The following is a 24731-nucleotide window of genomic DNA, read 5'->3' on the forward strand; positions in this document are numbered from 1 at the left end:
TGTTAGCGGCGCAGACGGCCGAGAAAAAATGACAATGAAACGAGCAGAACCGAGACGATCAGCATCACCGCCGAGATGGCGTTGATCTCCGGCGTGATGCCGGCGCGGATGGCCGAGAAGATGTAGACCGGCAACGTCGTGGTGCCGGGTCCGGCCAGGAAGAACGAGGTCAGGAAGTCGTCGAGACTGGTGACGAAGGCGAGCGTGAAGCCGGCCATCACGCCGGGCCAGAGCAGCGGCATCGTCACCCGGCGGAAGGTGCGGAAGCGGTTGGCGTAAAGATCCTGCGCCGCTTCCTCGTAGGTGCCGGCGATGCCCTGGAGCCGGGCACGGATCGGCAGGTAGGCGAAAGGGATGCAGAAGGCCGTGTGCGCCAAAACCATCGCCCCCAGGCCGAGCTTGATGCCGAGAGAGACGAACAAGAGCAGCGTGGCAACCGCCACGACGATCTCCGGCAGGATCAGCGGCATGTTGAGGATTGTCTCGGATGCGCCGCGGCCGAAGAAGGACCGCCGCGTGGCAAGGGCCGCCATCAGTGCCAGGATCGTCGCTGCGGTGGCGGCGGCAATCGCCAGCACGATGGAATTGGCGGCGGCAGCGCGGATGGACGGGTTTTCGACGATCCGGACGTACCAATCGAACGAGGCGTGCGTCCAGACGGTTGCGGTGCGATTGGCGTTAAAACTGTAGGCGATCAGGACGATGACCGGCACGTAAAGATATATCAGCACCAGGACCGCGATTTCGCGCGTCAGGGGGAAACGCGTCGGGTTCATACCGACCTCCTGCTGCGCCACAGCGCCATTGCGGTCATGACGACCAGCATCACGGCCAGCAGCACCACCGAAAGGGCGGCGCCGAACGGCCAGTTGCGCGAGGCGCCGAACTGCATCTGGATAATGTTGCCGAGCATCAGCGTCCTGCCGCCGCCGAGCAAAGCCGGGGTGACGAAGGCGCCGAGGCAGGGGATAAAGACCAGCAGGCTTCCGGCGACGATGCCCGGCGCCGCGATCGGCAACACCACGCGTCTCAACGCCCGGCGGCGGTTGGCGCCGAGATCATGTGCCGCTTCGACGAGGCGCCAGTCGAATTTTTCGAAGACCGTGTAGATCGGCAGGATCATGAACGGCAGGAAGGAATAGGTCAGGCCTATCGCCACGGCGATATCGTTATAGAGCAGTTGCACCGGGCCGAAGGGCGAAAGCGCGTTGACGAATGTCGCCACCCATCCATCCTCGCGGAGAATGATCAGCCAGGCGTAGTTGCGGACCAGCAGGTTGGTCCAGAAGGGAATGGTGATCACCAGCAGCATGAGATCGCGCGGCCCGCGCGACAGGCCGGCCATCCACAGAGCAACCGGCAAGCCCAGAAGAAGGCAAAGGATCGTCGTCACCGCCGCTTGTGTCACCGACCGCAGGAAAATCACCAGATAGCTGGTGTTGAGGATCATCGTGCCGTCGAAATCCTCCTCCCAGACGAGGCGGACGTAATTGGCAAAGGATGCGCCGGAATTCCAGTCAACGCCGGAGCTGCCGCCCTTGTCGAGCAGCGAGATCCATCCCATCAGCCCCAGCGGCACGCCGATCAAGAGCAGGATGACGCCCAGCGCCGGGACGAGCAGAAGCGAGGTTCTGAGGGCGGTGCCGTTGCTCATTGTTCCAGCACCCGCAAGGCGTCCTGCGGCAGCGCCAGGCCGACGCGTTCGCCATGGCTGCCACGAAAATCCGACGCATCGGATTGCCGCAGCAGGAAGGTGCTGCCATCAGGCAGGCCGAGCTTGTGCAGCATCGCCGTTCCGAGATAGGCGGAATGAATGATCGTCGCCTCCAGCGCACCGGCACCGGCCGGCACCAGGCGTGCCCGTTCGGGGCGGATGGCTACGGTCACCCGACCGGACTTCTCATGCGCCAGCGGCAGCACTGTTCCGGCGTCGAGCTTCACGCCGCCACCAGGCAGCGCCTCGCCTTCCATGAGGTTGATGTCACCGATGAAATCGGCGACGAAACGGTGCGTCGGCGTTTCATAGATTTCCTGCGGCGGCCCCATCTGCAGGATGCGGCCGGACTGCATGACAGCGACGCGGTCCGACAGGGTCAGCGCCTCTTCCTGGTCGTGGGTGACGAAGAGGAAAGTAATGCCCGCCTCCTCCTGCAACTGCTTCAGTTCGATCTGCATTTCCTTGCGCAGCTTGAGATCGAGCGCCGAAAGCGGCTCGTCGAGCAGCAGGACGCGCGGCCGCGGCGCCAGCGCCCGCGCAAGCGCGACACGCTGCTGCTGCCCGCCGGAGAGTTCTGCCGGCTTGCGGCGGGCAAAACTTCCCATCCGCACCATCTCCAGCGCCTCGCCGACGCGGGTGCGCATCGCATCACGCGCCATGCCCTGCTCGACGAGCGCGAAGGCGACATTCTGCTCGACGGTCAGATGCGGAAACAGCGCGTAGCTTTGGAAAACCGTGTTGACCGGACGGTGAAACGGCGGCGCGGCGGTGACATCCTGCCCTTCGATGGCGATCGTACCGGCATTGGCCGTCTCGAATCCGGCGATCAGTCGAAGCAGGGTCGTCTTGCCGCAACCCGACGGACCGAGAAGCGTGAAGAATTCGCGCCGCCCGATATCGAGGGACACATCATCCAGCACCGGGATCGTGAAGATGCCCCTGCCAAAACTCTTGCTGACGTTTCGGATGGATACCGCTGGTAGGACGGACGAGTTCGCCATTGGGTGCCTCTGGTGTATTTCACCAAGCGTCCTACATGGCGTACGATCTTGTCAATATATGTATACGATCTTTTGAAATTTTATTGGATACAATTTTTGCATACAAATATTTTTACGATGGGAAATAGTTTGCAATCGAACGCCATCCGCAGGCGAAAAAGCCCGCAGTTTATGGGATTTTTTTGAAAAACATGCCGTAATTTCAATGAAAGACGGGCTGTCCCGTCCGACCAGCGGAGCACTTGGCAGCAGAAGGCCCAGTGGTCTTGGCATCCAATTGTATACTGATACTGTGCACAACATAAAACGCCGCAACTCTGCAATGTTGCGGGCGGCACATGAAAATCGGGGCTATGGGAGCGACGGATTCGTCTCGTTCAAGAGCCTAAAGCCCTTCTTCCTTGGCGTAGGCCGCCAGCAGATCCGGAAAGTCCTTGCCCGGCACACCTTTCAGCAACGCGCGCGTGGTGATGGCGTCGATGTGCTCGTTCATCAGGGCGCAGGCCCTGGCATTCTCGCCGCGGGCAAGGGCGCCAATCAGTTCGCGATGTTCCGACACGGCGCAATCGGGGGAATGCGGCCGGCCATACAGCGACAGAATGAGCGAAGATCGGGAAACAAGCTCCGTCACATAACGGGAAAGCACGTCGTTTTCCGTTAACTGGGCCAGCAGGACGTGAAATTCTCCGGCCAGCTGGATCGAGGCGGAGGTATTGCTCGTCTTGGCCATGTCTTCGGCATCGACATGCGCTTCGAGCTGCCGGATCTGCTGGGGCGAAAGTTTTCCCGCCAGCGTATCGACCACCAGCGCCTCCAGCGCACGGCGCACCGCGAAAATGTTGTTGCCGTCCTGCAGGCTGGGCTGGGCAACGCAGGCGCCCTTGTGGGGGCGTTGTTCGATCAGGCCTTCGCCGTTCAGCCGTGCCAAAGCCTGGCGTACGATAGTGCGGCTGACGCCCAGTCGCTCGCCGATCGAATCTTCGGGAAGTTTGGTCCCGGCCGCCAGGGCCTGGTCGAGGATGGCGCGTTTCAGGGTGCGGTAGACGGCATCGGATTTGGAGACCGTGGATTTTTTGGTCTTGTCCCGGGGAGTGGCTGCCATGATCGTCCTGATCCAAAATTCCAACTTGCCTTGACTGGCGCCCGAGACCTGAGACTGGAATTTTTTCCGCGGGCGCAATCATGTCGATGGATAGGACTTTTCGCGGCCTTCGTCCATCGCTGCCGCTGACTGAAAGCCTGGCGGAGCAACAAGTCGCATGGCGCAGCGGATTGGCGGCAGATCATTTGAATTTGCGCGCCCGTGGCGGTAAACCCTTCGGAAAATCGTTTCCGGCACGTGCCGGGCGGGACGAGCTGAAAAGGCTGGAGACATATTCTGGATTTCGAAGAGGACACACCGCCATCCGATGTGCCGACGCCGCGCATGTTCTCCTGGGCACGCAACTCGACCATCTATCGCATCGAAAAGCGCATGCACACCGAAAAGCAGCTTTTCGATGCGATAAGCCGCAAGGCGCGAGAAAAATTCGAGGGCATCAGCGACACGCAGGTAAAGGCGCTGGCAGAATCAGCCGTCCGGTTCGCCTATGACAACAAGGCGCTTGACGATACCGCCTTTGCCGAAATCAGCGCCCGTTCCGGCACACGAAGTGGCAAGTCGAAACGCGCCATCGCTCAAAAACTGTCGCAGAAGGGAATTGCGAAGGAAACGATTGCCACCGCCGTCGCCGAAGCAGACGATTTGCGCGCCGCCATTGCGCTTGCCCGAAAGCGGGCTTTCGGACCGTTCCGCAAGGGCGATGTCGATGAGAAGCGCAAGGCGAAGGAGTTATCGGCCTTCGCCCGCGCCGGTTTTGGTTTCGACATCGGCAAGCGGGTGTTCGAAATGTCGCTCGACGATGTCGAAGAGATTTTGGCTGCGGACAACGACTCCTAAGGAAATTCCGGAAAAAGTGTTTGCGCACATATAGATAGAGCGTTTCCGCATTCTGGAGGAAAGCGAAAATGCCCTGGTGTCGAGGCGCCGGCTTTTTCCCGGTGCCTATGCTGTTCAGACGCGCTCGAAGGCGACGGCGATGCCCTGTCCGACGCCGATGCACATGGTGGCAAGCGCATATGTGCCCTTGCGCAGCGATAGTTCGAGCGCGGCAGTGCCGGAAATGCGCGCCCCGGACATGCCGAGCGGATGGCCGAGCGCGATGGCGCCGCCATTTGCGTTCACACGGGCATCGTCGTCGGAAATGCCAAGTTCCCGCAGCGTTGCCAGACCTTGGGAGGCAAAGGCTTCGTTGAGTTCGATAACGTCGAGCTTATCGACGCCAAGGCCAAGGCGGGCCAGAAGCCTTCTTGACGCCTCCACCGGGCCGATGCCCATGATGCGTGGCGGAACGCCGGCCGCCGCGCCACCCATGATCCGGGCAATCGGCGTGAGGCCATATCTCTTCGCCGCAGCCTCGGAGGCGACAATCAACGCCGCCGCGCCATCATTGACGCCCGAAGCATTGCCGGCAGTCACCGTCGCTCCCTCGATCCTGTTGACCGGCTTCAGCCTGGCCAGCGCCTCGATGCTGGTGGCACGCGGGTGTTCGTCCCTCGACACCACGACCGGATCGCCCTTGCGCTGCGGCACGCTGACGGGGGTGATTTCCCGGGCAAGGCGACCGTTTTCCTGCGCCGCAGCGGCCTTCGCCTGCGAACGGACGGCAAAGGCATCCTGATCCTCGCGCGAAACCTTGTAGTCGATCGCGACATTGTCGCCGGTCTCCGGCATGGAATCGACGCCGTACTGCTTTTTCATCAGCGGATTGACGAAGCGCCAGCCGATGGTGGTGTCGTAGATCTCGGCATTACGCGAAAAGGCGCTTTCCGCCTTCGGCATGACAAACGGCGCGCGGCTCATGCTCTCCACGCCGCCGGCGATCATCAGCTCCGCCTCGCCCGCCTTGATGGCCCGGGCGGCGGTGATGACGGCGTCCATGCCGGAGCCGCACAGGCGGTTCATGGTCGTGCCGGACACGGAAACCGGCAGGTCGGCAAGAAGCGCAACCATACGGGCGACGTTGCGGTTGTCTTCGCCGGCCTGGTTGGCGCAGCCATAGATCACGTCGCCGACCGCGTCCCAATCGACGCCGCCATTGCGTTCGATCAGCGCCTTGAGCGGGATGGCGCCGAGATCGTCGGCGCGAATGGCGGACAGCGAGCCGCCAAAGCGGCCGATCGGCGTACGGATATAGTCGCAGATGAAGGCTTCAGTCACTTTTTTCTCCCTGGAGCGCCGGCACGACGAGATCGGCGACCGGACCATCGATATGCAGCCGGGCGCCCGTCATCGCCTGCAACTCTTCAAGACTCATGGCGGCCAGTTTTTCGCGCAGCACGAAACGCCTGTCCTTGATGTCAATGACGGCATGGCTGGTGTAGACGCGGGTGATGCAGGCGACGCCGGTCAGCGGAAACGTGCAGTTTTCGACCAGCTTCGGCTCGCCCTTCTTGGTGACGTGTTCGGTGATCACCGAAACCTGCTTGGCGCCGTGCACGAGGTCCATGGCACCGCCGACGGCCGGAACGCCTTTCGTACCCACCCGCCAGTTGGCAAGGTCGCCGTTTTCGGCGACCTGCAGCGCACCGAGGATCGCGACGTCGAGGTGGCCACCGCGGACCATGGCAAAGCTGTCGGCATGGTGGAAGAAGGCGGCGCCCGACTTCAGCGTCACCGCCTTCTTGCCGGCGTTGATCAGGTCCCAGTCCTCCTCGCCGGCGGGAGGTGCCTCGCCGAAATTCAGGATGCCGTTTTCGGTGTGGAAGATCGCCTGCCGGCCGAGCGGCTGGTAGCGGGCGACCATCTCGGGGAAGCCGATGCCGAGGTTCACATAGGCGCCGTCGCGGATGTCCTGCGCGGCCCGCCAGGCGATCTGGGCGTTGGAAAGCTTGATGTCTTCGCGCGTATCGACGGTCATACGTAGGCCACTCCGGCGCGGATGAGGGCTTCTTCCTGTTGCGGGTCGGCGACTTCGACGAGACGGTCGACGAAGATGCCGGGCGTCACCACATGCTCCGGATCGATTTCGCCGGCCGGCACGATGCGGGAAACCTGCACGATGGTCTGGGCGGCGGCCATGCACATCAGCGGGCTGAAGTTGCGGGCGGCCTTGTTGTAGGTGAGGTTGCCGTAGGTATCGCCGAACTCGGCCTTGACGATGGCGAAATCGGCTTTCAGCCAGCGCTCCTGCACATAAGGACGGCCGTCGAATTCGGCGACTGCCTTGCCGGCCGCCAGTTCCGTGCCGTAGGCGGTCGGGGTGTAGAACGCCGGAATGCCGGCGCCGCCGGCGCGGATCCGCTCGGCAAGCGTGCCCTGCGGCACCAGTTCCAGCTCGATTTCGCCGGCGAGATACTTGTCCGTGAAGGCGCGCGGGTCGGACGATTTCGGGAACGAGCAGATCATCTTCCGCACCCGGCCGGCGTCGATCATCGCGGCAATGCCGATGCGGCCGTTGCCGGCATTGTTGTTGATGATGGTGAGGTCTTTCGATCCCTTGTCGATCAGCGCGTGAATAAGCTCGATCGGTGCGCCCGACCCGCCGAAACCGCCGATCATGACGGTCGCGCCATCGCCGATATCGGCAACCGCCTGCGCCAGGCTTTCATTCGTCTTGTCCATAAGCAAGCTCCATTGCCCACCATTTCAACGACTTTGGAGATACGCCCCGGCGGCATAGACCGCAATGAATTTGTGCGCTATGTTGATATTTGTTCTATTATCGCACATTTGGAGACCCCACGATGGCAGTGAAGGAACGGGACATGATGGGGAGCCTGGCCAAAGGCCTGAAGGTCGTCGAAGCCTTCACGGCGGAGAACCCGCGGCTCAGCATCGCGCAGGCATCCGAAATCGCCGGCCTCGACCGCGCTACCACCCGCCGCTGCCTGCTGACGCTGGCGGAGCTCGGTTACTGTGCCTATGACGGCAAGTTTTTCACCGTGACGCCGAGGGTCCTGCGGCTTGGCACCGGCTGCCTGGCAACCATGCCGCTGCCGCGGATCGTGCAGCCGTTCCTCGACGTGTTGTCGGAGCAGATCGGGCAGAGCACCTCGGTCTCCATCCTCGACGAAGCCGAGATCGTCTACATCGCCCGGGCGGCACAGCGGCGTGTGATGTCCATTGCCCTCATGCCCGGCTCGCGCCTGCCGGCCTATTGCACCTCCATGGGACGCGTACTGCTTGCCGCCGCCGGCGAGGAGACCACATTGAGGCTACTCAAAGCCTCGCCGCTCGTCGCCCGGACGGAATACACGGTCACCGACATCGGCACGCTGATGGCGGAGATCGCCAAGGTGAAGGAGCGCGGTTTTGCCGCGATCAACCAGGAGGTCGAGATGGGGCTGTGCTCGATCGCCGTTCCGCTGAAGGCTGCCAACGGCAGGACGGTGGCCGCGCTCAATGTCGGGCTGGCGGCGGGCAAGGCAAGCATGGAGGATATCGAAGAGATGTTCCTGCCGCCTCTGCTGCGGATGCAGGCGGAGTTGCGGCAATCGCTCATCTGATCGCAGCCGCGAGCGTCGTGATCAGAGGCGGTGGCCCGATGCGATCATGGCCGTGACCGCCCACTGGGCGCGCCGCCCTTTGAGCGCATGCGTTTGCGGAAGGCGGTGGGTTTCTCGTTGAACCGTTCGCTGAACGCTTCATAGAAGCGCGAGGCGGAGCCGAAGCCGGACTCGAAAGCGACGTCCGTGATCGACAGATCCGTGGCGATCAACAGCGATTGCGCCGTGTCGAGGCGATGGCGGACGATCGCCTGGTTGATGGTCAGCCCGACGGCGCGCTTGAACAGCGTCATGGCATAGTTCGGGTGCAGGCCGGCATCGCGCCCGACATCGTCGGCGGAAATCTCGTCGAGGGCGTTTTCCGCGATGAAGCGCAGCATGCGCTCGACATTTTCGATCCGTTCGCCGTCATGATGGCCAAGGCTGGCGATAGCCGAGCCTTCCTCGCGCAGATCACGCCAGCCGTCGCGCTCGATGCGCAGAACCCGCGCCGTCAGTTCGTTGCGGACGATTTCCATCAACCCTTCGTCGCCGGCCAGCAACTCTTCGCGCCAGCGCAGGAAAATGTCGTGATCATAGGGCCGAAGCTCCGTCGCCTCGATCATCGCTCCACGAAACACCGCATCGCGAAAGCGCGTCAGATTGGCAAGGCCGAGGAAGAAGGACATCGGCACATAGAGACAGACGAAACGGGTGCCTTCCGCCCGGTCGATCACCTGGTGCGGGATCATCCCCCAGAAGAGGCAGAGGCGGCCCTTGCCGACCGTCAGCTCGCGACCGTCGAACCAATAGGTCATGTCGCCTTCCAACACGAAATTCAGCTCGATCTGGCTGTGCATGTGCGGGCCGGGCATGCGCTGGACCAGCAGCGCCTCGCCGGCACAAAACCGGTGATCGCCGAAGATCACCAGCGGATGCCGCGGATTCTGATCCGGGTGAACGGGAACGGATTCGTCTTGAGGAACGAAAAGGGGCAGCACCATAGCTTAGGATACCGGAGAAGTTAGCCGAAAAATCGGTAGATTATTACGGCTTTGCGCCCGATTATCAAGCTCAGCTGACGTGTAGATCCCTTGGGACCTGGATCGACACCCGTTCTGCCACATGCGAAGCATACCGGTCATAGGGAGGAAAACATGACCCTTTTCAAAAATTTGCGCCTGCTGGCGCTGTCTGTGTCGCTTTTGTCGACAGCCGCATTTGCCGGCGAGATCACCATCAACTCCGACCATTCCGACCCCGTGCCGAAGAAGGCCATGGAAGAGCTGATCGCCGACTTCCAGAAGGCCAATCCTGACGTCACCGTCAAGTGGAACAATTTCGACCACGAAGGCTACAAGTCGGCCATCCGCAACTTCCTGACCGCCGATGCGCCTGACGTCGTTGCCTGGTACGCCGGCAACCGCATGGAGCCCTTCGTCAAGGCCGGCCTGTTCGAGGATGTAACCGATGTCTGGACGGCCAATGGCCTCGACGAGCAGCTGAAGTCGTCGGCGCCATCGATGACCATCGACGGCAAGAAGTGGGGCATGCCCTACACCTACTACCAGTGGGGCATCTACTACCGTAAGGACATCTTCGCCGAACAGGGCATCACCCCGCCGAAGACCTGGGCAGAACTGCTCGCCGCCTCGGAAAAGTTGAAGGCCGCCGGCGTAACGCCGTTCACCATCGGCACCAAGGCGCTGTGGCCGACGGGCGGCTGGTTCGACTATCTCGACCTGCGCGTCAACGGCTACGAATTCCATATGGAGCTGACCGCCGGCAAGATCCCCTACACCGATCCGCGCGTAAAGGCCGTGTTCGAGAAGTGGGGCGAACTGGTCAAGGCCGACTACTTCATCGCCAACCACGCTGCCATCGACTGGCAGGATGCCGTGCCGCAGCTGGTGCAGGGCAAGGCGGCCATGTACCTGATGGGCAACTTCGCAGTCGCGACATTCAAGGACGGTGGCCTGAAGGAAGAGCAGATCGGCTTCCTGCAGTTCCCCGAAATCACCCCCGGCATTCCGGTAGCAGAAGAAGCGCCGACCGACACGTTCCACATCCCCTCGGGTGCCAAGAACAAGGAAGACGCCAAGAAATTCCTGGCCTATCTCGCCTCCCCGGCGGTGCAGGCCAAGATGAATGCGACGCTCGGCCAGCTGCCGGTCAACAACACGGCAGAGAAGCCGAAGGACGTCTTCCTCGACGCGGGCTTCGCCATGCTGTCCAACGCCCACGGGCTGGCACAGTTCTATGACCGCGATGCGCAGGCCGAAATGGCCAAGGCCGGCATGGAAGGCTTCCAGGAATTCATGGTCAAGCCGGATAATCTCGACCGTATCCTCGAGCGTCTCGAAAAGATCCGCGCCCGCGTTTACAAGTAGGACATCGTCCTCCCAGCACCGGATGCCGTGGACATAACCGTCTCCGGCATCCGGCTGCTCTTTCATCGTTTCCAAAGGTGCCGCCGTGAGCAACGCCGTCTCCCCTTCATCCGGCTTCTGGAAGAAAAACCAGCAGAAGCTGGCGCCCTGGCTGTTTCTGGCACCGGGCATCCTGATGTTCGTCATCTATGTGCTGGTGCCGATCGCCCAGTCGATCTGGATCAGTTTCCATGATTGGGACGGGCTCGGAGAACAAGTCTGGATCGGTGTCGGCAATTATGTCGAGCTGCTCGACGACGATACTTTCTACGTCGCCCTGAAGAACAACCTGATCTGGCTGGTGCTTTACCTCCTGTCGATCCCGGCGGGCCTGGCGGTCGCGCTGTTCCTGAACCAGACCGTCACCGGCATCCGCCTCTACAAGTCGCTGTTCTTCTTTCCCTTCGTCATCAGCCAGGTCGTCGTCGGCCTGATGTTCACCTGGTTTTATGCGCCGGATTTCGGCCTGTTCTCCAAGCTGATGGAATGGGTGACGGGCGAACAGATCGCCGTCCTCGCCGACGAACGTTACGTCACCTACGGCATCATCGTCGCCGGCCTCTGGCCGCAGACGGCCTATTGCATGATCCTCTACCTGACCGGCCTCAACACCATCAATCCCGAGCAGGTGGAAGCCGCCCGCATGGATGGCGCCAAGGGTTTTCGGCTTCTGTGGAACATCATCCTGCCGCAGCTGGGGCCTGCGACCTTCATCGCCATGGTGGTTACCGTGATCGGCTCGTTGCGCTCCTTCGACCTCGTCTCCGTGATGACGGCCGGCGGTCCCTACGGATCGAGCCAGGTGCTATCCTACTTCATGTATGAGCAGGCACTCTCGGAATACGGCTTCCGCATGGGTTATGGCGCGGCCATCGCCGTCGTCCTGTTCCTGATCATGATGGTCTTCATCTCGCTGTTCATCGTGCGCATGCTGCGCCAGGAAAGGAACGCCTGATGTTCCCGACACCCATCGAGAAATCCTCGCGCGCCATCCAGATCGGCTACAAGATTGCTCTACCGATCGCGCTCGTCCTCTGGCTGCTGCCGCTGATCGGCGTTGCCATCACCTCGGTTCGACCCGCCGGCGATCTCGCCGCCGGTAACTATTTCGGCGTGCCCTCCGGTTTTGCCGGCATAGAGAACTATACCGCCGTCTTCCGGGATTCGCCGATCGGCCTCTACATCCTGAACTCGTTCAAGGTGACGATCCCGACGGTGATCGGCGCCGTGGCGCTGTCCTGCCTCACCGGTTTTGCGCTGGCGGTCTACAAGTTCAAGGGTAACCTGATCCTGTTCTTCCTGTTCGTCGCCGGCAACTTCATCCCGTTCCAGATCCTGATGGTGCCGGTTCGCGACATGACGCTGCGCGCCGGGCTCTATGACACGACGCTCGGCCTTGTGCTGTTCCATGTCGCCTTCCAGACCGGTTTCTGCACGCTGTTCATGCGCAACTTCATCAAGGGCCTGCCGTTCGCGCTGATCGAATCGGCCCGCGTCGAAGGCGTGTCGGAATGGCGGATCTTCCGCTACGTCGTGCTGCCGCTGATGCGGCCGGCAATCGCGGCACTGTCGGTGCTGGTCTTTACTTTCGTGTGGAACGACTACTTCTGGGCGACCGTGCTCGTCCAGGGCCAGCACGCCATGCCGGTGACGGCCGGCCTCTATTCGCTGAACGGCCAGTGGGTTGCCGCCTGGCATCTCGTGTCCGCCGGATCGATCGTCGCGGCGCTGCCGCCGGTCGCCACCTTTTTCCTGATGCAACGGCATTTTATTGCCGGCCTGACGCTTGGAGCCACCAAGGGATGAGTGAAATCGTGATCATCGGCGAGGGCGATTTTACCCTCGGCCTTCGCCTGCCCGAACGCGGCATGCCGGAAATCCTGTCCTTCGGCGGGCCGGCCGTACCCGTCGATCCCTTATTCGACATCGAGCGCTCCAGCCGGATCAACGGCATGGATGTGGCCGTGCCTTCCGCGGTGCTGCTTCCGACCGGTGGCATGGGCTTCTTCGGCTGGCCGGCGATTGCCGGCCATCGCGCCGGCCGGGATTTCGTCGCGCAATTCGGCGGCTGGACGGTCGAGCGGAACGGCAATCGCACCGTTCTCAACGGCACAGATACCGTAGCCAAACTCGGCATCGCCATCACTCTCATCACTCATGCCTCAGGCCTGATCTCGATGGCAACCAGGCTGACCAATCGCGGCGATGCCGACTATCAGCTCGACCGCTGCATGGCCGCGACATTCCTGGCGCCGGCCGGCGATGTGCAGCTGATGAGTTTTACCGGCATCTGGGGCCGCGAATTCCAGACGCGGCGCGAACTGCTGGGCGCCGGCATCTGGTCGCAGGAAAGCCGGCGCGGCCGGACATCGCACGATCGTTTCCCCATGTTGTTCATCGAGAGCGAGAGCCAGGTTTTCGGCGTAACGCTCGGCTGGAGCGGCAATCACCAGATGGTCATCGACCGTACCGACGACGGCCAGCGGCTGGTGCATCTCGGCGAGCTGTTCGAGCCGGGCGAAATCGTCCTGGCACCGGGCGAAAGCTATGAAAGCCCGGTTGCTTATGCCGGCGCCGATACGGACGATTTTCACGCTTTCGTGCGCGAGGAGCTGACGCAATGGCCGGGCGGAAAAATGAGCCCCCGGCCAGTGACGCTGAACACCTGGGAAGGCAACTACTTCAACCACCAGATGGCTTCGCTCCAGGAACAGGCAACAGCTGCGGCCGAACTCGGCATCGAGCGCTTCGTGCTCGACGATGGCTGGTTCGGCAAACGCGACAACGACACCACCAGCCTTGGCGACTGGGATATCGACGCCCGCAAATATCCGGAGGGACTGAAGCCGCTGGTCGACCATGTCACCGGTCTCGGCATGCAGTTCGGCATCTGGTTCGAGCCGGAAATGATCAATGCGGTCTCAGAGCTTTACAAGGCACATCCGGACTGGGCGCTGCAGATCGACGGTCGTCCGTTGCTCGAATCCCGAAACCAGCTGGTGCTGGACCTGACGCGGCAGGAGGTTTCCGACTACCTCTTTGCCAAGATCGACGCAGTGCTGGCCAATCACGCCGTTTCCTATGTGAAGTGGGACATGAACCGCGATCTTACCCATGCCGGCGGTCGTGACGGCAAGGCAAAATTCGCCGTGCAGACAAGAGCCGTCTATGCCCTGATGGACAGGGTGCGCGCCGCCCATCCCGATGTCGAAATCGAAAGCTGCGCTTCCGGCGGCGGCCGTATCGATTACGGCGCGCTTGCCCGCACCCAACGCGTCTGGACCTCGGATTGCACCGACGCGCTGGAGCGGCTGGAAATCCAGCGCGGCGCGTCGGTCTTCGTGCCGCCGGAAATCCTTGGGAGCCACATTTCGGCAAGCCCGAACCACCAGACCGGCCGCCGCCACACGCTGGCTTTCCGGGCGCTCGTCGCCATCGCCTACCATTTTGGCGTCGAACTCAATCCGCTGGAATTGGCGGATGGCGAGCGCGAGGAGCTCAAGGTCTACATCGAAGCCCATAAGCGGCTGCGCGACCTGCTGCATGCGCCGGGGGCGGCCTTCCGGCTGGAGCCTTTGGACGGTCGTTATGTCTGGGGTGCGGCAAGTGCCGAGAAGATCGTCGTCATCGTTGCGCAGGGACCGCAGATGGTCGGCGAACAGCCGGCACCGCTGAAACTGCCGGACAGCGTCACACACTTCGGCGGCAGATGGACGGTCGCAAACGTGCTTCCGGCCAAACCGCACTTCATCCGCATTTCCGAGGGGCAGACGAAACTGCTGGCCGGCGAAATCGGCTTCGACCTAGCGAACGCAAGCCTCGCCGGCCTGCCGCTGCCGATGCTGAGGCCCGAAAGCGCGATGCTCCTCGAACTGCAACCTGCAAAGGGAGGCAAGACCCATGGCTGATGTCCGGCTGCACGACGTCAAGAAACAATTTGGCGCCTTGAGCATCATCAAGGGCGTCGATCTCGAGGTTAAGGACGGCGAATTCTGCGTCTTCGTCGGTCCGTCCGGCTGCGGCAAGTCCACGCTGCTCAGGATGATCGCCGGCCTTGAGGACATCACCTCCGGAGCGCTGTCGATCGGCGGCCGCGACATGACCACGGTCGGCCCTTCCGAGCGTGGTGTCGCCATGGTGTTCCAGTCCTATGCGCTTTATCCGCATATGACGGTTGCCGAAAATATCGGTTTTGGCCTGCGCATGACCGGTCACTCCAAGGAGATGATTGCCGAGCGCACCGCCGTCGCGGCCAAGATGCTGCAATTGGAGCCGATGCTGCAGCGCAAGCCCGGCCAGCTGTCCGGCGGCCAGCGGCAGCGCGTGGCGATTGGCCGCGCCATCGTGCGCAATCCGGATGTCTTCCTGTTCGACGAGCCGCTGTCGAACCTCGATGCGGCACTGCGCGTGCAGATGCGCGGCGAGTTGTCGAAGTTGCATCACGACCTGAAGGCGACGATGATCTACGTCACGCACGACCAGGTCGAGGCTATGACAATGGCCGACAAGATCGTTGTCTTGTCGGCGGGCAAGATCGAACAGGTGGGCACGCCGCTGGAACTCTACCATCGGCCGAACAATCTCTTCGTCGCCGGCTTCATCGGCTCGCCGAAGATGAACTTCCTCAAGGTGACCGCCGCCCCGGCGGATGGCGGCGCCACAAACGTCACGCTGCCCGGCGGGGTGTCTCTGACCATCACCGGTGGCGGCGCTTCCGGTGACATGACGCTCGGCCTGCGCCCGGAACATATCGATGCCACCGGCAAGGGTGACGTCGTCATCGAAGGCACGGTGCGGGTTGCCGAATATCTCGGCTCGGAAACGCTGTTCTTCGTCACCCTCGCCGACGGTTCGGAAATCGCGGCCAAGGCCGACGGCCTTGCCAGCGCCAAACCGGGCGACACCTTGCGGCTCGGCATCAATGCCAAGGCCTGCCACCTCTTCAACAAGGACGGCATTGCCGTGATCAACGGGGATCTTTCTCGATAATGCTGGGCGTATGTTATTATCCGGAACACTGGGACGAGACACGCTGGGCGAACGATGCCCGGCGCATGGTCGAACTCGGCATTTCCTTCGTGCGTATCGGCGAGTTCGCCTGGTCGCGGCTTGAGCCTGCGCGTGGCGAATTCGATTTCGGCTGGCTCGACCGGGCCATGGATGTTCTGACCAATGCCGGCCTCAAGATCGTGCTTGGCACGCCGACGGCAACCCCACCGAAATGGCTGGTCGACGAGCACCCCGACATTCTCCCCTATGACGAACAGGGCAAGGTGCGCGGCTTCGGCTCGCGCCGTCATTACACCTTCTCATCGCAGACCTGGTGGAAGGAAAGCGCCCGCATCGTTGAAATCGTCGCTGAGCGCTACGGCCGGCATCCGGGCCTCGTCGGCTGGCAGACGGACAACGAATATGGCTGTCACGACACGACGCTCTCCTGGGGCGCCGAGGACCTGAAAAGTTTCAAGCGCTGGCTGCGGCTGCGCTACCAGTCGACCGACCAGCTGAACGAAGCCTGGGGCTCGGTGTTCTGGTCGATGGAACTGAAAAGTTTCGACGAGGTGGCGCTGCCGAACCTGACGGTGACCGAACCCAATCCGGCCACCCGGCTCGATTTCTGGCGTTTCCATTCCGACCAGATTGCCGCCTACGACAAGATGCAGTGCGAGATCATCCGCAAGCATTCGCCGGAGCGCTGGATCACCCATAATTTCATGGGATTCGTCTCGGATTTCGACCACTTCAAGGTGGGCGACAATCTCGACCTGGCATCCTGGGACAGCTATCCGATCGGCTTCGTCGAAAAGTTTCCGTTTTCGGAAGAGGAGCGCAATCGCTGGGCACAGACCTCGCATCCGGATATCGCGCCCTACCACCATGATCTTTACCGCGCCGTCGGCAAAGGGCGCTTCTGGGTGATGGAGCAGCAGCCCGGACCGGTGAACTGGGCGCCGTGGAACCCGGTGCCGAAGCCCGGCATGGTGCGGCTATGGACCTGGGAAGCGCTGGCACACGGTGCCGAGGTCGTCAGCTATTTCCGCTGGCGGCAGGCACCGTTCGCACAGGAACAGATGCATGCCGGCCTCAACCTGCCGGGCCTCGACGAATTGTCGCCGGGCGGCATCGAAGCCGGCCGGGTGGCCGAAGAACTGAAGGCGCTCGGCCCCCTGCCCGAAACCGGCAAGGCGTCGGTGGCCCTCGTCTTCGATTACCAAAGCTACTGGACGACGATGATCCAGCCGCAGGGCAAGGATTTTCGTTACGAAGAACTGTCCTTCCGCTGGTACGAAGGCCTGCGCCGCCTCGGTCTCGATATCGATTTCGTCCGGCCCGGTGCCTCGCTGGACGGGTATGCGCTCGTCGTCGTGCCCTGCATGACGGAAGTGGACGTTGCAACGGAAGCCGCGTTGAAACAGGCAAGAGGCCGCATTCTGATCGGTGCGCGCACCGGTTCGCGGGACCGCAATTTCGCGATCCCGAAAAACCTGCCGCCAGGCCCGCTGGGCGACAAGACCGGCAACCGGGTGATCCAGACGGCCACCCTGCGTCCTGGATTGTCGGATGCGGTTTCCGGAGCGGTTTCCGGCGCCGGCATTCGCTGGCGCGAACATCTGGAGACATCCGCCGATGTGCTGGCCCGGTTTGCCAACGGCGACCCGGCGCTGACGGAAAAAGAGCGGACGCTCTATCTCGCCTGCTGGCCGGATGCGGCCCTGCTGGCGGATGTACTGACGCTTGCCGCCGAAAAAGCAGGTCTGCAGGTTTTCCCCGTCCCGGATTTCATCCGCATCCGCCGGCGCGGAGACCTCAGCTTTGCCTTCAACTACGGCACGGAAGATTGGGGCTTGCCCTTTGAGGCGGATATCGTTCTCGGCAAACGCATGCTTGAACCGCAAGGCGTTCTGGCATGGAAGACGGGCACCCGCCGGGCCTGACGGCCTATGCGATGAAGAAGATCGGCGCCGGGTTCGGGCTACCCCGGCCGCCTTTCCGTTATGAGTCCGAGCCGGCGCGACGTCGGGCTTTCCATGTGCCAGCTGACATAAATCGCCCGCCCCTGCAGCATTGAAATGTGTCGGTTTTTCTCCGCGTGGAGAATATCAAGGGTTGCAATACGGGAAGCAATGCCCGATCCAACGGCATCCCGTAACGGCACGTATCGCTCGCCCCCGCTCCCATCCTGACTAATAAGTCTCACTGATCATTGATGAAAATCAACGATGTCAATCCTGAAACTGACATTATTTGTAATTTCGCACATTCTAACGTTAATGCACCATTAACGTGTGTATGTAAGTATTGGTAAATACACCGCAAGATCATGAATTGGCGAGATCCTGCGGAAGCCTTTTCAGCAGAATATGTGGGATACGTCCCCGGAAGGATCGAGATGATCGGGTTAGCAGGTAGCAAGATGAAGGCGCAGGTCGCCGCCTTGGCGACCTTGAAGGCGAATGTCATGATCGCCGACAGCAAGCTGAACATCGTTTACATGAACGACGCCGTGCGCAAGCTGCTGACGGCGGCCGAGCAGGACCTCAAGAAGGAATTGCCCCGCTTTGCGGTCGACAAGCTCATCGGCAGCAACATCGACATCTTCCACAAGCAGCCCTCCCACCAGCGCAACATGCTGGCGCGGTTGACGAAACCGCACAGCGCGACGATCCGGGTCGGCAGCCACAGTTTCGACCTGCATGTGGTGCCGATCATGGACGGCGCGAAAGTCACCGGTTTCGCGGTTGAATGGGCGGATGCGAAAGAGCGGCTTCTCAATCTCGACTACCAGAACCAGATTGCCGCCATCGGCCGGGTTCAGGCGATCATCGAATTCAAGCCGGACAGACGTGCGGTCAGCGCCAACGAGAATTTCTGCAAGGCGATGGGGTATCGACCGGAAGAATTCATCGGAAAAAACCATGACTTCTTCGTCGACCGCACCTATGCCGGCAGCCCGGACTATGCCGAGTTCTGGAAAAATCTCCTCAACGGACAGTTCCAGGTCGGCGAGTTCACCAGAATCGGTAAGAACGGCCGACAGGTGGTGCTGAACGCATCCTATAATCCGATCCTGGACGAGCACGGAAAAGTCGCCAAGATCGTGCAATTCGCGACAGACGTCACGGAGCGGGTGCATGCCGTGACCACGATCGGTTCGTCGCTCAACGACCTGGCCGACGGCAAGCTGAACTTCCGGCTTGAAACGCCGTTTGCCAAGGATTTCGAGAGCCTGCGGCACACCTTCAACGAAGCGATACAGAAACTTGGCAATGCGCTGGGCTCTGTCGCCGAGACCACCGGCAGGATCGACAACGGAACGCGCGAGATCGCCGCCGGAGCGAACGACCTTTCGAAACGCACCGAACAGCAGGCCGCCTCCCTCGAAGAGACCGCCGCGGCTCTGGACGAGATCACCGCCAACGTCAACAATTCCACCAAGCGCACGGAAGAAGCCCGGTCGGTTGCCAGCCAGGCCAATCATTCCGCTACACGCTCGGCAGAGGTCGTTTCGCATGCCGAGGAGGCCATGCGCAAAATCGAGGAAAGCTCGCAGCAGATCTCCAACATCATCGGCGTCATCGACGAGATCGCCTTCCAGACCAATCTTCTGGCATTGAACGCCGGTGTCGAGGCCGCTCGTGCCGGTGAAGCCGGCAAGGGTTTTGCCGTGGTCGCACAGGAAGTCCGCGAACTGGCGCAACGCTCTGCGCAGGCAGCAAAAGAAATCAAGGGACTGATCCAGAATTCGACCACCGAGGTCGAAAGCGGCGTGAGACTGGTTCGGGATGCCGGCGAAGCGTTGAAGACGATCGGCAAATTTATCGTCGAGATCAACACCCATATGGAAGCCATTGCCACCTCCGCCAAGGAACAGGCAACGGGACTGGCCGAAGTGAACGTTGCCGTCAACTCCATGGACCAGACGACGCAGCAGAATGCCGCGATGGTCGAGCAATCGAATGCCGCGTCCAATGCCCTGCAAGAAGAGGCCATTCGCTTGCGCGAACTGGTGGGACAGTTCGCGCTGCTTGCCACCAGCACATCCCAGGTTGCGGCCCTCCGCCAGTCCGCCCAGGCCATGGCACGGCCATCTCGATCGGCTGCGACGCCATCCGCACCGCGCCGGGCTGCGGCAGCAGGCGGCGCGGCAGCCGCCGCCGAAAACTGGGAAGAGTTTTGAGCGACAGCAAGGTTCGAAACGATGCCTGACGTGCCCGCCCTCTCGCGGGCACGTCAGGCATATGGTTGATGCAAGCCGCAAAGGACGATGTCACCGGCTTGCTGCGGCTTTGACAGGCGTGGCACCGGCACGACGGTCGGCACCACGCCTTGCCGTCAGTTCCAGGGGTGGCGCGGCGGGTTGATGCCGTTGAGATAGAAATTCCCGACGTGGAAAAATTTCCAGCGCACCGGGTCGTGCAACGTATGTGCCCGGGCATTGCGCCAATGGCGGTCGAGATTGTGTTTTGCGAGCGTTGAGCGCGTGCCGGCCAGTTCGAACAGCTTGTTGGTGGCCAGGATGGCGATCTCGGTCGTCAGCACCTTGGCTTCGCCGGTCTTGACGGTGGCGTCGGCAATCGTTTCTTCCGTCGCATTGTCCAGACCAACGTCGATCGCCTGCGCAGCGATGTCGAGCAGAGCCTCGGCGGCATGCAGCTTGATCTTCAGGTCACCGATGGCGGCGATGGTGAAGGGATCTTCACCTGCCGTCTCCTTGCCGCTGTCGATCCACGGCCGGCTCTGCGACTTGATGAAAGCAATCGTATCGTCGATCGTTCCGCGGGCAATACCGGCATCGATGGCCGCCTGGATGATCTGCGAGACCGGGCCGGCAATGGTCGGCCGGTCGAAGGCGACGACCGGCAGAAGCCGGCTTTTTGGCACACGCACGTTGTCGATGCGAACCGAACCGGATGCCGTCGTGCGCTGGCCGAAGCTCGACCAGTTGTTGGTCACGGTGATGCCGGGCGCATCCCTTTCGACGAAGACGAGGTAGCCTTGTTCGTTGGCATCAACCGCGACGACGGGAATGACGTGCGACAGCAGTGCGCCGGTGGTATAAAACTTCTCGCCGGTCACCGCCGCTTCGTCACCGTCGTAGGTGATACGGGTCTCGAAGTTGGCGACGGTCTTGCTGTTGAGTTCCGAGAAGGCGTTGCCGAAGCGCAGGCCGGAGAGAACCCAGCCGAAGAATTCCTTCTTCTGCTCTTCCGTGCCGTCGAGATCGATATGGCCGTTGATGGAGAGGTGGTTCTGGGTGATCTGGGCAATCGACGGATCGGCGGCGGCGAGGATGGCGATCACCCGCGCCAGTGTCCTGTAGGAAACACCCGGGCCGCCATAGGCCTTGGGAACGTTGATGCCCCAGAGACCGCTCTGGGAATAGGCGTCGATCTCGGCGATCGGAAGCAGGCCTTCCCTGTCTCGAAGCGCTGCGCCCTGCGCAAAATCGGCAGCCAGTTGCTTGGCAACGGCAATCGCCTCTTCATCGCTCTTGATGATATGTGCCGGCGTCTGCGGCCGTGGACGCGGCGGCACCGGATCGTCGGAATTGACCCGCGGATGCTGCGTGTAGTCGATAGGCTGCTTTTCGATAATCCCCATGGCGGGCTCCCCTGTTCGGTTCCAGGCGAGCATCGCATTTTCCTATAAAATACATAGAAATTATGTATTATAAAACTGCCACAGGGAAGAAAATCCTTCGTGGGATTGGCGCGTCACGCCAGAAGGCATGAGCTGGAGCACACCTGATGTCATGCACGTTTCAGCAGCTCCAGAATGTACTGGAGGTGGCAAACGCCACCTCCGTCGTCGTTCTCTGGCTTGGGTGATCGTCTCGCCGATGCATCTGCAATCTTTGCATCGAGCCGAATGCCGGCTCAGGCTTTTACCGGCTTTTCCAGCAGGTGGAGCAGGTCCGGGTGATGCCGTGCAGCGACATCGGGATGGGAGCGCAGGCGGCTCTTCAGATGGTTGATACCGACCTCGCGGAAAATCGGATTGAGCGGATCGACCGTCACGCCGCGCTCCGCGCGCTTCAATTCCTCCGGCAACGAAATGACAGGGATAACCGCATCGTAACGCGCGCCGAGGAAGAAGGCGACGGAATAGCGTTCCGAGCCTGATGGCGGCGTGGTCACGGCATGCACGTCGGCGCGGACGAAACCGTTCCTTGCCAGTTCCAGCAGTTCGCCGCTGTTGATGATGAAGGTTCCCGGCACCGGCGGCGCCTCGATCCATTCGCCATCTTCGGTGCGGATGCGCAGGCCGGGCGTCGTGTCCTGCAGCAAAACCGTGACGAAACCGCCATCCTTGTGTGCGCCGACGCCCTGGTCGCTGCCGGCCGCATCGCGACCGGGATAGCGGATGATCTTCAAAAGTTGCGACGGTGACGGCTCGTAGATATCGGCAAAGGCGTTTTCCGGCTGGCCGAGCGAAAGCGCGATTGCTTTCAGAACGTCGATGCCGATGCGGGTCACTTCTGCCTGATAGCGCAATAGCAGGGGTTTCAGCTCCGGCAAGGCTTCCGGCCACTGGTTGGCCCCGTACAGCCGGTTCCACGGCGTATCCGGCCCGGCCTCGACCGACTGTCCTTCGGTATTGATATCAAGCTGTTCGCGCCAATCCTGTTCGCCGCGGGTGCGTTCGTAACCGGCGCGATTATAGCCGCGGAAATGCGGCGACTTCACCATCTCGATCGACAGCTTGTCTGCCTCGGGAAGCGCAAAGAAACGCTTGGAGGCGGCAAGCACGTCGTCGATCAGGCTTTGCGGCACGCCGTGACCGGTCAGATAGAAGAACCCGTGATGGTGCAGGACATGCGTCAGTTCCTTGATGAATTCCGCGCGTTCGCTTGCATCACCGTAAAAACGGGAGAAATCGATGGTTGGCAATTGCGCAAGCTTCGTATGGATCGTCATGGTTTGCTCCTCAAAAAAACGGGTGCCTGGCAGCATCCTCCGAGCGATTGTTGTCCGCCATCAAGCCTGCGACGGCCGGGCCGAAAGCAATGCCCCTGCGACTAGAATGGTTATGGCTGCCCAAAAAGCCTCCGGCGCATACCAGCGGATGCCATACAGATGATCGTTGCTGCAGAGCGCCTGCGCCAGCGAACACAGGTCCGTCGCGCCGGCAATGCAGGTGACCGCCTGGCCAACCGTGAGGTAATCGTTTTCGACGACCTTGCTGAAGATCAACCACCACCAGCCGAGCGCAAGCAGCGCAAACACGCCGCCTGCAGCCGTGATGGCGAAATAGCTCGCGCGGCTGCTAGACATCGTCGGAGATCCCCAGCTTTTCCAGAAGAGAGCGGCGCAGTGCCACGAGCGTGGCATCGTCCCGCCGGCGCGGATGCGGCTGATCGACGTGGATTTCCGCAACGATGGAGGCCGGGCGATCCGACAACACGATCACCCGGTCGGCAAGCAGCAAGGCTTCCTCGACATCGTGGGTCACCAGCAGGGCAGTGAAACCGGCGTTCTTCCAGAGATCCAGCAGTTCGTTCTGCATCCTCAGCCGCGTCAGCGAGTCGAGCTTGCCGAAGGGTTCGTCGAGCAACAAAAGTTTCGGATCGTTGACCAGCGCCCGGGCAAGTGCTGCGCGCTGCGCCATGCCGCCCGACAGTTGGTGCGGATAAAAATCGGCAAACCCTTCGAGCTTCACCAACCGCAGCACTTCGTCGATGCGATGCTCGCGCTCGCGGATCAGGCCGCGCGCCTCCAAGCCGATGGCGATGTTGCCGCGCACCGTCCGCCAGGGAAACAACGTCGCATCCTGGAAGACGAGGATGCGGTCCGGGTTCGGCGCCGTAATCGACCGGCCGTCTTCACGGACGTCACCAATGGTCGGCGTTTCCAGCCCGGCGGCAAGCCGCAGCAACGTGGACTTGCCGCAGCCGGACGGGCCGAGCAGGGCGACGAATTCGCCCGGCGCAACGCTGAGGCTGACATTGTCGAGAACCTGAAGCTCCTTGCCATCGAGATCGTAGCGGTGGGTAACCGCTTCGACATCAAGCGCGATGCTGTTGGATGTCGTGGTTTCCGCAAGGGCAAGAGCCATCACAAGATTCCTTTCTGCCAACCGAGAAGCCGGTCGCGGGCAATGAAAAGCAGCCGCACCAGGCCGGCGCAGATCAGCGCCATGACGATCAGCGCCGCATAGACATTCGCGTAAGCCGAATAGGCGGTGTTGAACTGCAGGTACCAGCCGAGGCCGAACTTGGCGCCGAGCATTTCCGCCACCACGAGCACGGCAAAGGAATAATAGAGACCCATGAACAGGCCGACGAAGACATTCGGCAACGAGGCCGGGATCGCCACCTTCAGCACGAGAAAGCGGTTGTCGGCGCCGAGCGTCCGCGCCACATCATAGAAAGACCGGTTGACCTGGCCGACACCCGCGGCCGTCAGGATAGCGACCGGAATGCCCGATGCCAGCGCCACCAGGAAGATGGAGGCATGGAACGTCGAGGGAAAGATGAAGAAGGTGCAGGGAATCCAGGCGCTTGCCGGCACCGGCCCGATCAGCTTCAAAAGCGGCATGCCCCAGTAGGCGAAACGATTCGACCAGCCGAGCGCTACGCCGCCGATAAACCCGACCAACACGCCGGAGAAAAAACCCAATGCCCAGAGTCGGCCGGTATAGGCCACGCAGATCAGCAGGCGATCCCAATCCGTCACATAGACATGCAGCAAACCCTGTGGCGGCGAGAAGAACGGTTTAGGCAACCACCCGAGTTTTGCCGTCAGTACCTCCCAGGCCGCCAGCCAGAGGCCGAGCACGATAAACCACGGACCATAATGCACCAGCGTGCGCCCGACGCTGCCGAGACGGTGAACCGTCACCGAGAGCGCCAGGAAGATGCCGGCGCCGATCAGCGTGACAAGCGCAAACAGCGCCGTGGCACCCCAGGTGATGACGTCGGGCAGACCATAGGTCAGCGCCGCTGCCAGCAGCCATGTTGCGGCCGCCAGCAATCCATTGCGCCAGATCCCTCCGGCCGGCAGGGCGACGAACCGCCGCCCCGCCCCGCCGAAACCTTCATCGACAGCCGCACTCATC

General features: G+C 61.7%; 22 protein-coding genes. 9 read left to right on the forward strand and 13 right to left on the reverse strand.

Annotation, left to right across the window (positions count from 1 at the left end):
- Nucleotides 1-2: 2 nt before the first annotated feature.
- The 4 genes from ACSQ3I_RS05515 to ACSQ3I_RS05530 form a co-directional block, all read right to left on the reverse strand.
- Nucleotides 3-776 carry an ABC transporter permease gene (locus tag ACSQ3I_RS05515; RefSeq protein WP_435996815.1) on the reverse strand — a complete coding sequence of 258 codons (774 nt, stop codon included), beginning with the start codon at nucleotides 774-776 and terminating at the stop codon, nucleotides 3-5.
- Nucleotides 773-1654: an ABC transporter permease gene (locus tag ACSQ3I_RS05520; protein ID WP_435996817.1), complete on the reverse strand. Its 882-nt coding sequence runs from the start codon at nucleotides 1652-1654 to the stop codon at nucleotides 773-775. Before ACSQ3I_RS05520 ends, ACSQ3I_RS05515 begins: the two co-directional genes overlap by 4 nt.
- Nucleotides 1651-2718: an ABC transporter ATP-binding protein gene (locus ACSQ3I_RS05525; RefSeq protein WP_435996818.1), complete on the reverse strand. Its 1068-nt coding sequence runs from the start codon at nucleotides 2716-2718 to the stop codon at nucleotides 1651-1653. Before ACSQ3I_RS05525 ends, ACSQ3I_RS05520 begins: the two co-directional genes overlap by 4 nt.
- Nucleotides 2719-3103: 385 nt before the next feature.
- Nucleotides 3104-3820, reverse strand: coding sequence for a GntR family transcriptional regulator (locus tag ACSQ3I_RS05530; RefSeq protein ID WP_435996820.1), 717 nt, complete (start codon nucleotides 3818-3820; stop codon nucleotides 3104-3106).
- Nucleotides 3821-4096: 276 nt separating this feature from the next.
- On the opposite strand from ACSQ3I_RS05530, the gene recX reads away from it, so the two are divergent.
- On the forward strand, nucleotides 4097-4657 hold the full coding sequence (gene recX, locus ACSQ3I_RS05535) for a recombination regulator RecX (protein WP_435997549.1): 561 nt from the start codon (nucleotides 4097-4099) through the stop codon (nucleotides 4655-4657).
- A 114-nt stretch (nucleotides 4658-4771) separates the two neighbouring features.
- On the opposite strand, the gene pcaF is transcribed toward recX, so the two are convergent.
- The 3 genes from pcaF to ACSQ3I_RS05550 are packed head-to-tail and all read right to left on the reverse strand — an operon-like array spanning nucleotide 4772 to nucleotide 7381.
- Nucleotides 4772-5977, reverse strand: a complete 1206-nt coding sequence (gene pcaF / locus ACSQ3I_RS05540) for a 3-oxoadipyl-CoA thiolase (protein WP_435996822.1) — start codon at nucleotides 5975-5977, stop codon at nucleotides 4772-4774.
- Entirely contained in the window at nucleotides 5970-6677 is a 708-nt protein-coding gene (locus ACSQ3I_RS05545; RefSeq protein WP_435996824.1) for a 3-oxoacid CoA-transferase subunit B, read from the reverse strand. Before ACSQ3I_RS05545 ends, pcaF begins: the two co-directional genes overlap by 8 nt.
- Complete coding sequence (locus ACSQ3I_RS05550) at nucleotides 6674-7381, reverse strand: 3-oxoacid CoA-transferase subunit A (RefSeq protein WP_435996825.1); 708 nt, start codon at nucleotides 7379-7381, stop codon at nucleotides 6674-6676. Before ACSQ3I_RS05550 ends, ACSQ3I_RS05545 begins: the two co-directional genes overlap by 4 nt.
- Nucleotides 7382-7503: 122 nt before the next feature.
- Between ACSQ3I_RS05550 and ACSQ3I_RS05555 the strand changes: the two genes are divergently transcribed.
- Entirely contained in the window at nucleotides 7504-8265 is a 762-nt protein-coding gene (locus tag ACSQ3I_RS05555; RefSeq protein WP_435996827.1) for an IclR family transcriptional regulator domain-containing protein, read from the forward strand.
- A gap of 44 nt (nucleotides 8266-8309) precedes the next feature.
- Here the strand turns inward: ACSQ3I_RS05555 and ACSQ3I_RS05560 are convergent, their stop codons facing one another.
- Complete coding sequence (locus ACSQ3I_RS05560) at nucleotides 8310-9248, reverse strand: helix-turn-helix domain-containing protein (RefSeq protein WP_435996828.1); 939 nt, start codon at nucleotides 9246-9248, stop codon at nucleotides 8310-8312.
- Nucleotides 9249-9401: 153 nt separating this feature from the next.
- Between ACSQ3I_RS05560 and ACSQ3I_RS05565 the strand changes: the two genes are divergently transcribed.
- The 7 genes from ACSQ3I_RS05565 to ACSQ3I_RS05595 all read left to right on the forward strand — a co-directional run bounded on the left by ACSQ3I_RS05565 (nucleotide 9402) and on the right by ACSQ3I_RS05595 (nucleotide 19851).
- Nucleotides 9402-10634 carry an ABC transporter substrate-binding protein gene (locus tag ACSQ3I_RS05565; protein WP_435996830.1) on the forward strand — a complete coding sequence of 411 codons (1233 nt, stop codon included), beginning with the start codon at nucleotides 9402-9404 and terminating at the stop codon, nucleotides 10632-10634.
- A gap of 175 nt (nucleotides 10635-10809) precedes the next feature.
- Nucleotides 10810-11628 carry a carbohydrate ABC transporter permease gene (locus tag ACSQ3I_RS05570; RefSeq protein ID WP_435997551.1) on the forward strand — a complete coding sequence of 273 codons (819 nt, stop codon included), beginning with the start codon at nucleotides 10810-10812 and terminating at the stop codon, nucleotides 11626-11628.
- Entirely contained in the window at nucleotides 11628-12479 is an 852-nt protein-coding gene (locus tag ACSQ3I_RS05575) for a carbohydrate ABC transporter permease (protein ID WP_435996832.1), read from the forward strand. Before ACSQ3I_RS05570 ends, ACSQ3I_RS05575 begins: the two co-directional genes overlap by 1 nt.
- Nucleotides 12476-14581 (forward strand): alpha-galactosidase, encoded by a 2106-nt coding sequence (locus tag ACSQ3I_RS05580; RefSeq protein WP_435996834.1) that lies wholly within the window; start codon nucleotides 12476-12478, stop codon nucleotides 14579-14581. Before ACSQ3I_RS05575 ends, ACSQ3I_RS05580 begins: the two co-directional genes overlap by 4 nt.
- Nucleotides 14574-15662: an ABC transporter ATP-binding protein gene (locus tag ACSQ3I_RS05585; RefSeq protein ID WP_435996836.1), complete on the forward strand. Its 1089-nt coding sequence runs from the start codon at nucleotides 14574-14576 to the stop codon at nucleotides 15660-15662. The genes ACSQ3I_RS05580 and ACSQ3I_RS05585 overlap by 8 nt, the downstream gene beginning before the upstream one ends.
- Nucleotides 15662-17608, forward strand: coding sequence for a beta-galactosidase (locus ACSQ3I_RS05590; protein ID WP_435996838.1), 1947 nt, complete (start codon nucleotides 15662-15664; stop codon nucleotides 17606-17608). Before ACSQ3I_RS05585 ends, ACSQ3I_RS05590 begins: the two co-directional genes overlap by 1 nt.
- A gap of 455 nt (nucleotides 17609-18063) precedes the next feature.
- Nucleotides 18064-19851, forward strand: a complete 1788-nt coding sequence (locus tag ACSQ3I_RS05595) for a methyl-accepting chemotaxis protein (protein ID WP_435996840.1) — start codon at nucleotides 18064-18066, stop codon at nucleotides 19849-19851.
- A 155-nt stretch (nucleotides 19852-20006) separates the two neighbouring features.
- On the opposite strand, the gene ACSQ3I_RS05600 is transcribed toward ACSQ3I_RS05595, so the two are convergent.
- From ACSQ3I_RS05600 to ACSQ3I_RS05620, 5 genes are all read right to left on the reverse strand, one after another.
- Nucleotides 20007-21275, reverse strand: a complete 1269-nt coding sequence (locus ACSQ3I_RS05600) for an SfnB family sulfur acquisition oxidoreductase (RefSeq protein ID WP_435996842.1) — start codon at nucleotides 21273-21275, stop codon at nucleotides 20007-20009.
- A gap of 275 nt (nucleotides 21276-21550) precedes the next feature.
- Nucleotides 21551-22591, reverse strand: a complete 1041-nt coding sequence (locus ACSQ3I_RS05605) for an isopenicillin N synthase family dioxygenase (protein ID WP_435996844.1) — start codon at nucleotides 22589-22591, stop codon at nucleotides 21551-21553.
- Nucleotides 22592-22651: 60 nt separating this feature from the next.
- Entirely contained in the window at nucleotides 22652-22948 is a 297-nt protein-coding gene (locus ACSQ3I_RS05610) for a hypothetical protein (protein WP_435996846.1), read from the reverse strand.
- The gene (locus tag ACSQ3I_RS05615; protein WP_435996848.1) at nucleotides 22941-23729 is read right to left on the reverse strand and encodes an ABC transporter ATP-binding protein; all 789 of its coding nucleotides are present in this window, start codon (nucleotides 23727-23729) and stop codon (nucleotides 22941-22943) included. Before ACSQ3I_RS05615 ends, ACSQ3I_RS05610 begins: the two co-directional genes overlap by 8 nt.
- Nucleotides 23729-24730, reverse strand: coding sequence for an ABC transporter permease (locus ACSQ3I_RS05620; RefSeq protein WP_435996850.1), 1002 nt, complete (start codon nucleotides 24728-24730; stop codon nucleotides 23729-23731). The genes ACSQ3I_RS05615 and ACSQ3I_RS05620 overlap by 1 nt, the downstream gene beginning before the upstream one ends.
- Nucleotide 24731: the final 1 nt, after the last annotated feature.

The sequence above is a fragment of the Rhizobium sp. LjRoot30 genome, assembly GCF_964253915.1.
GTDB lineage: Bacteria > Pseudomonadota > Alphaproteobacteria > Rhizobiales > Rhizobiaceae > Metarhizobium.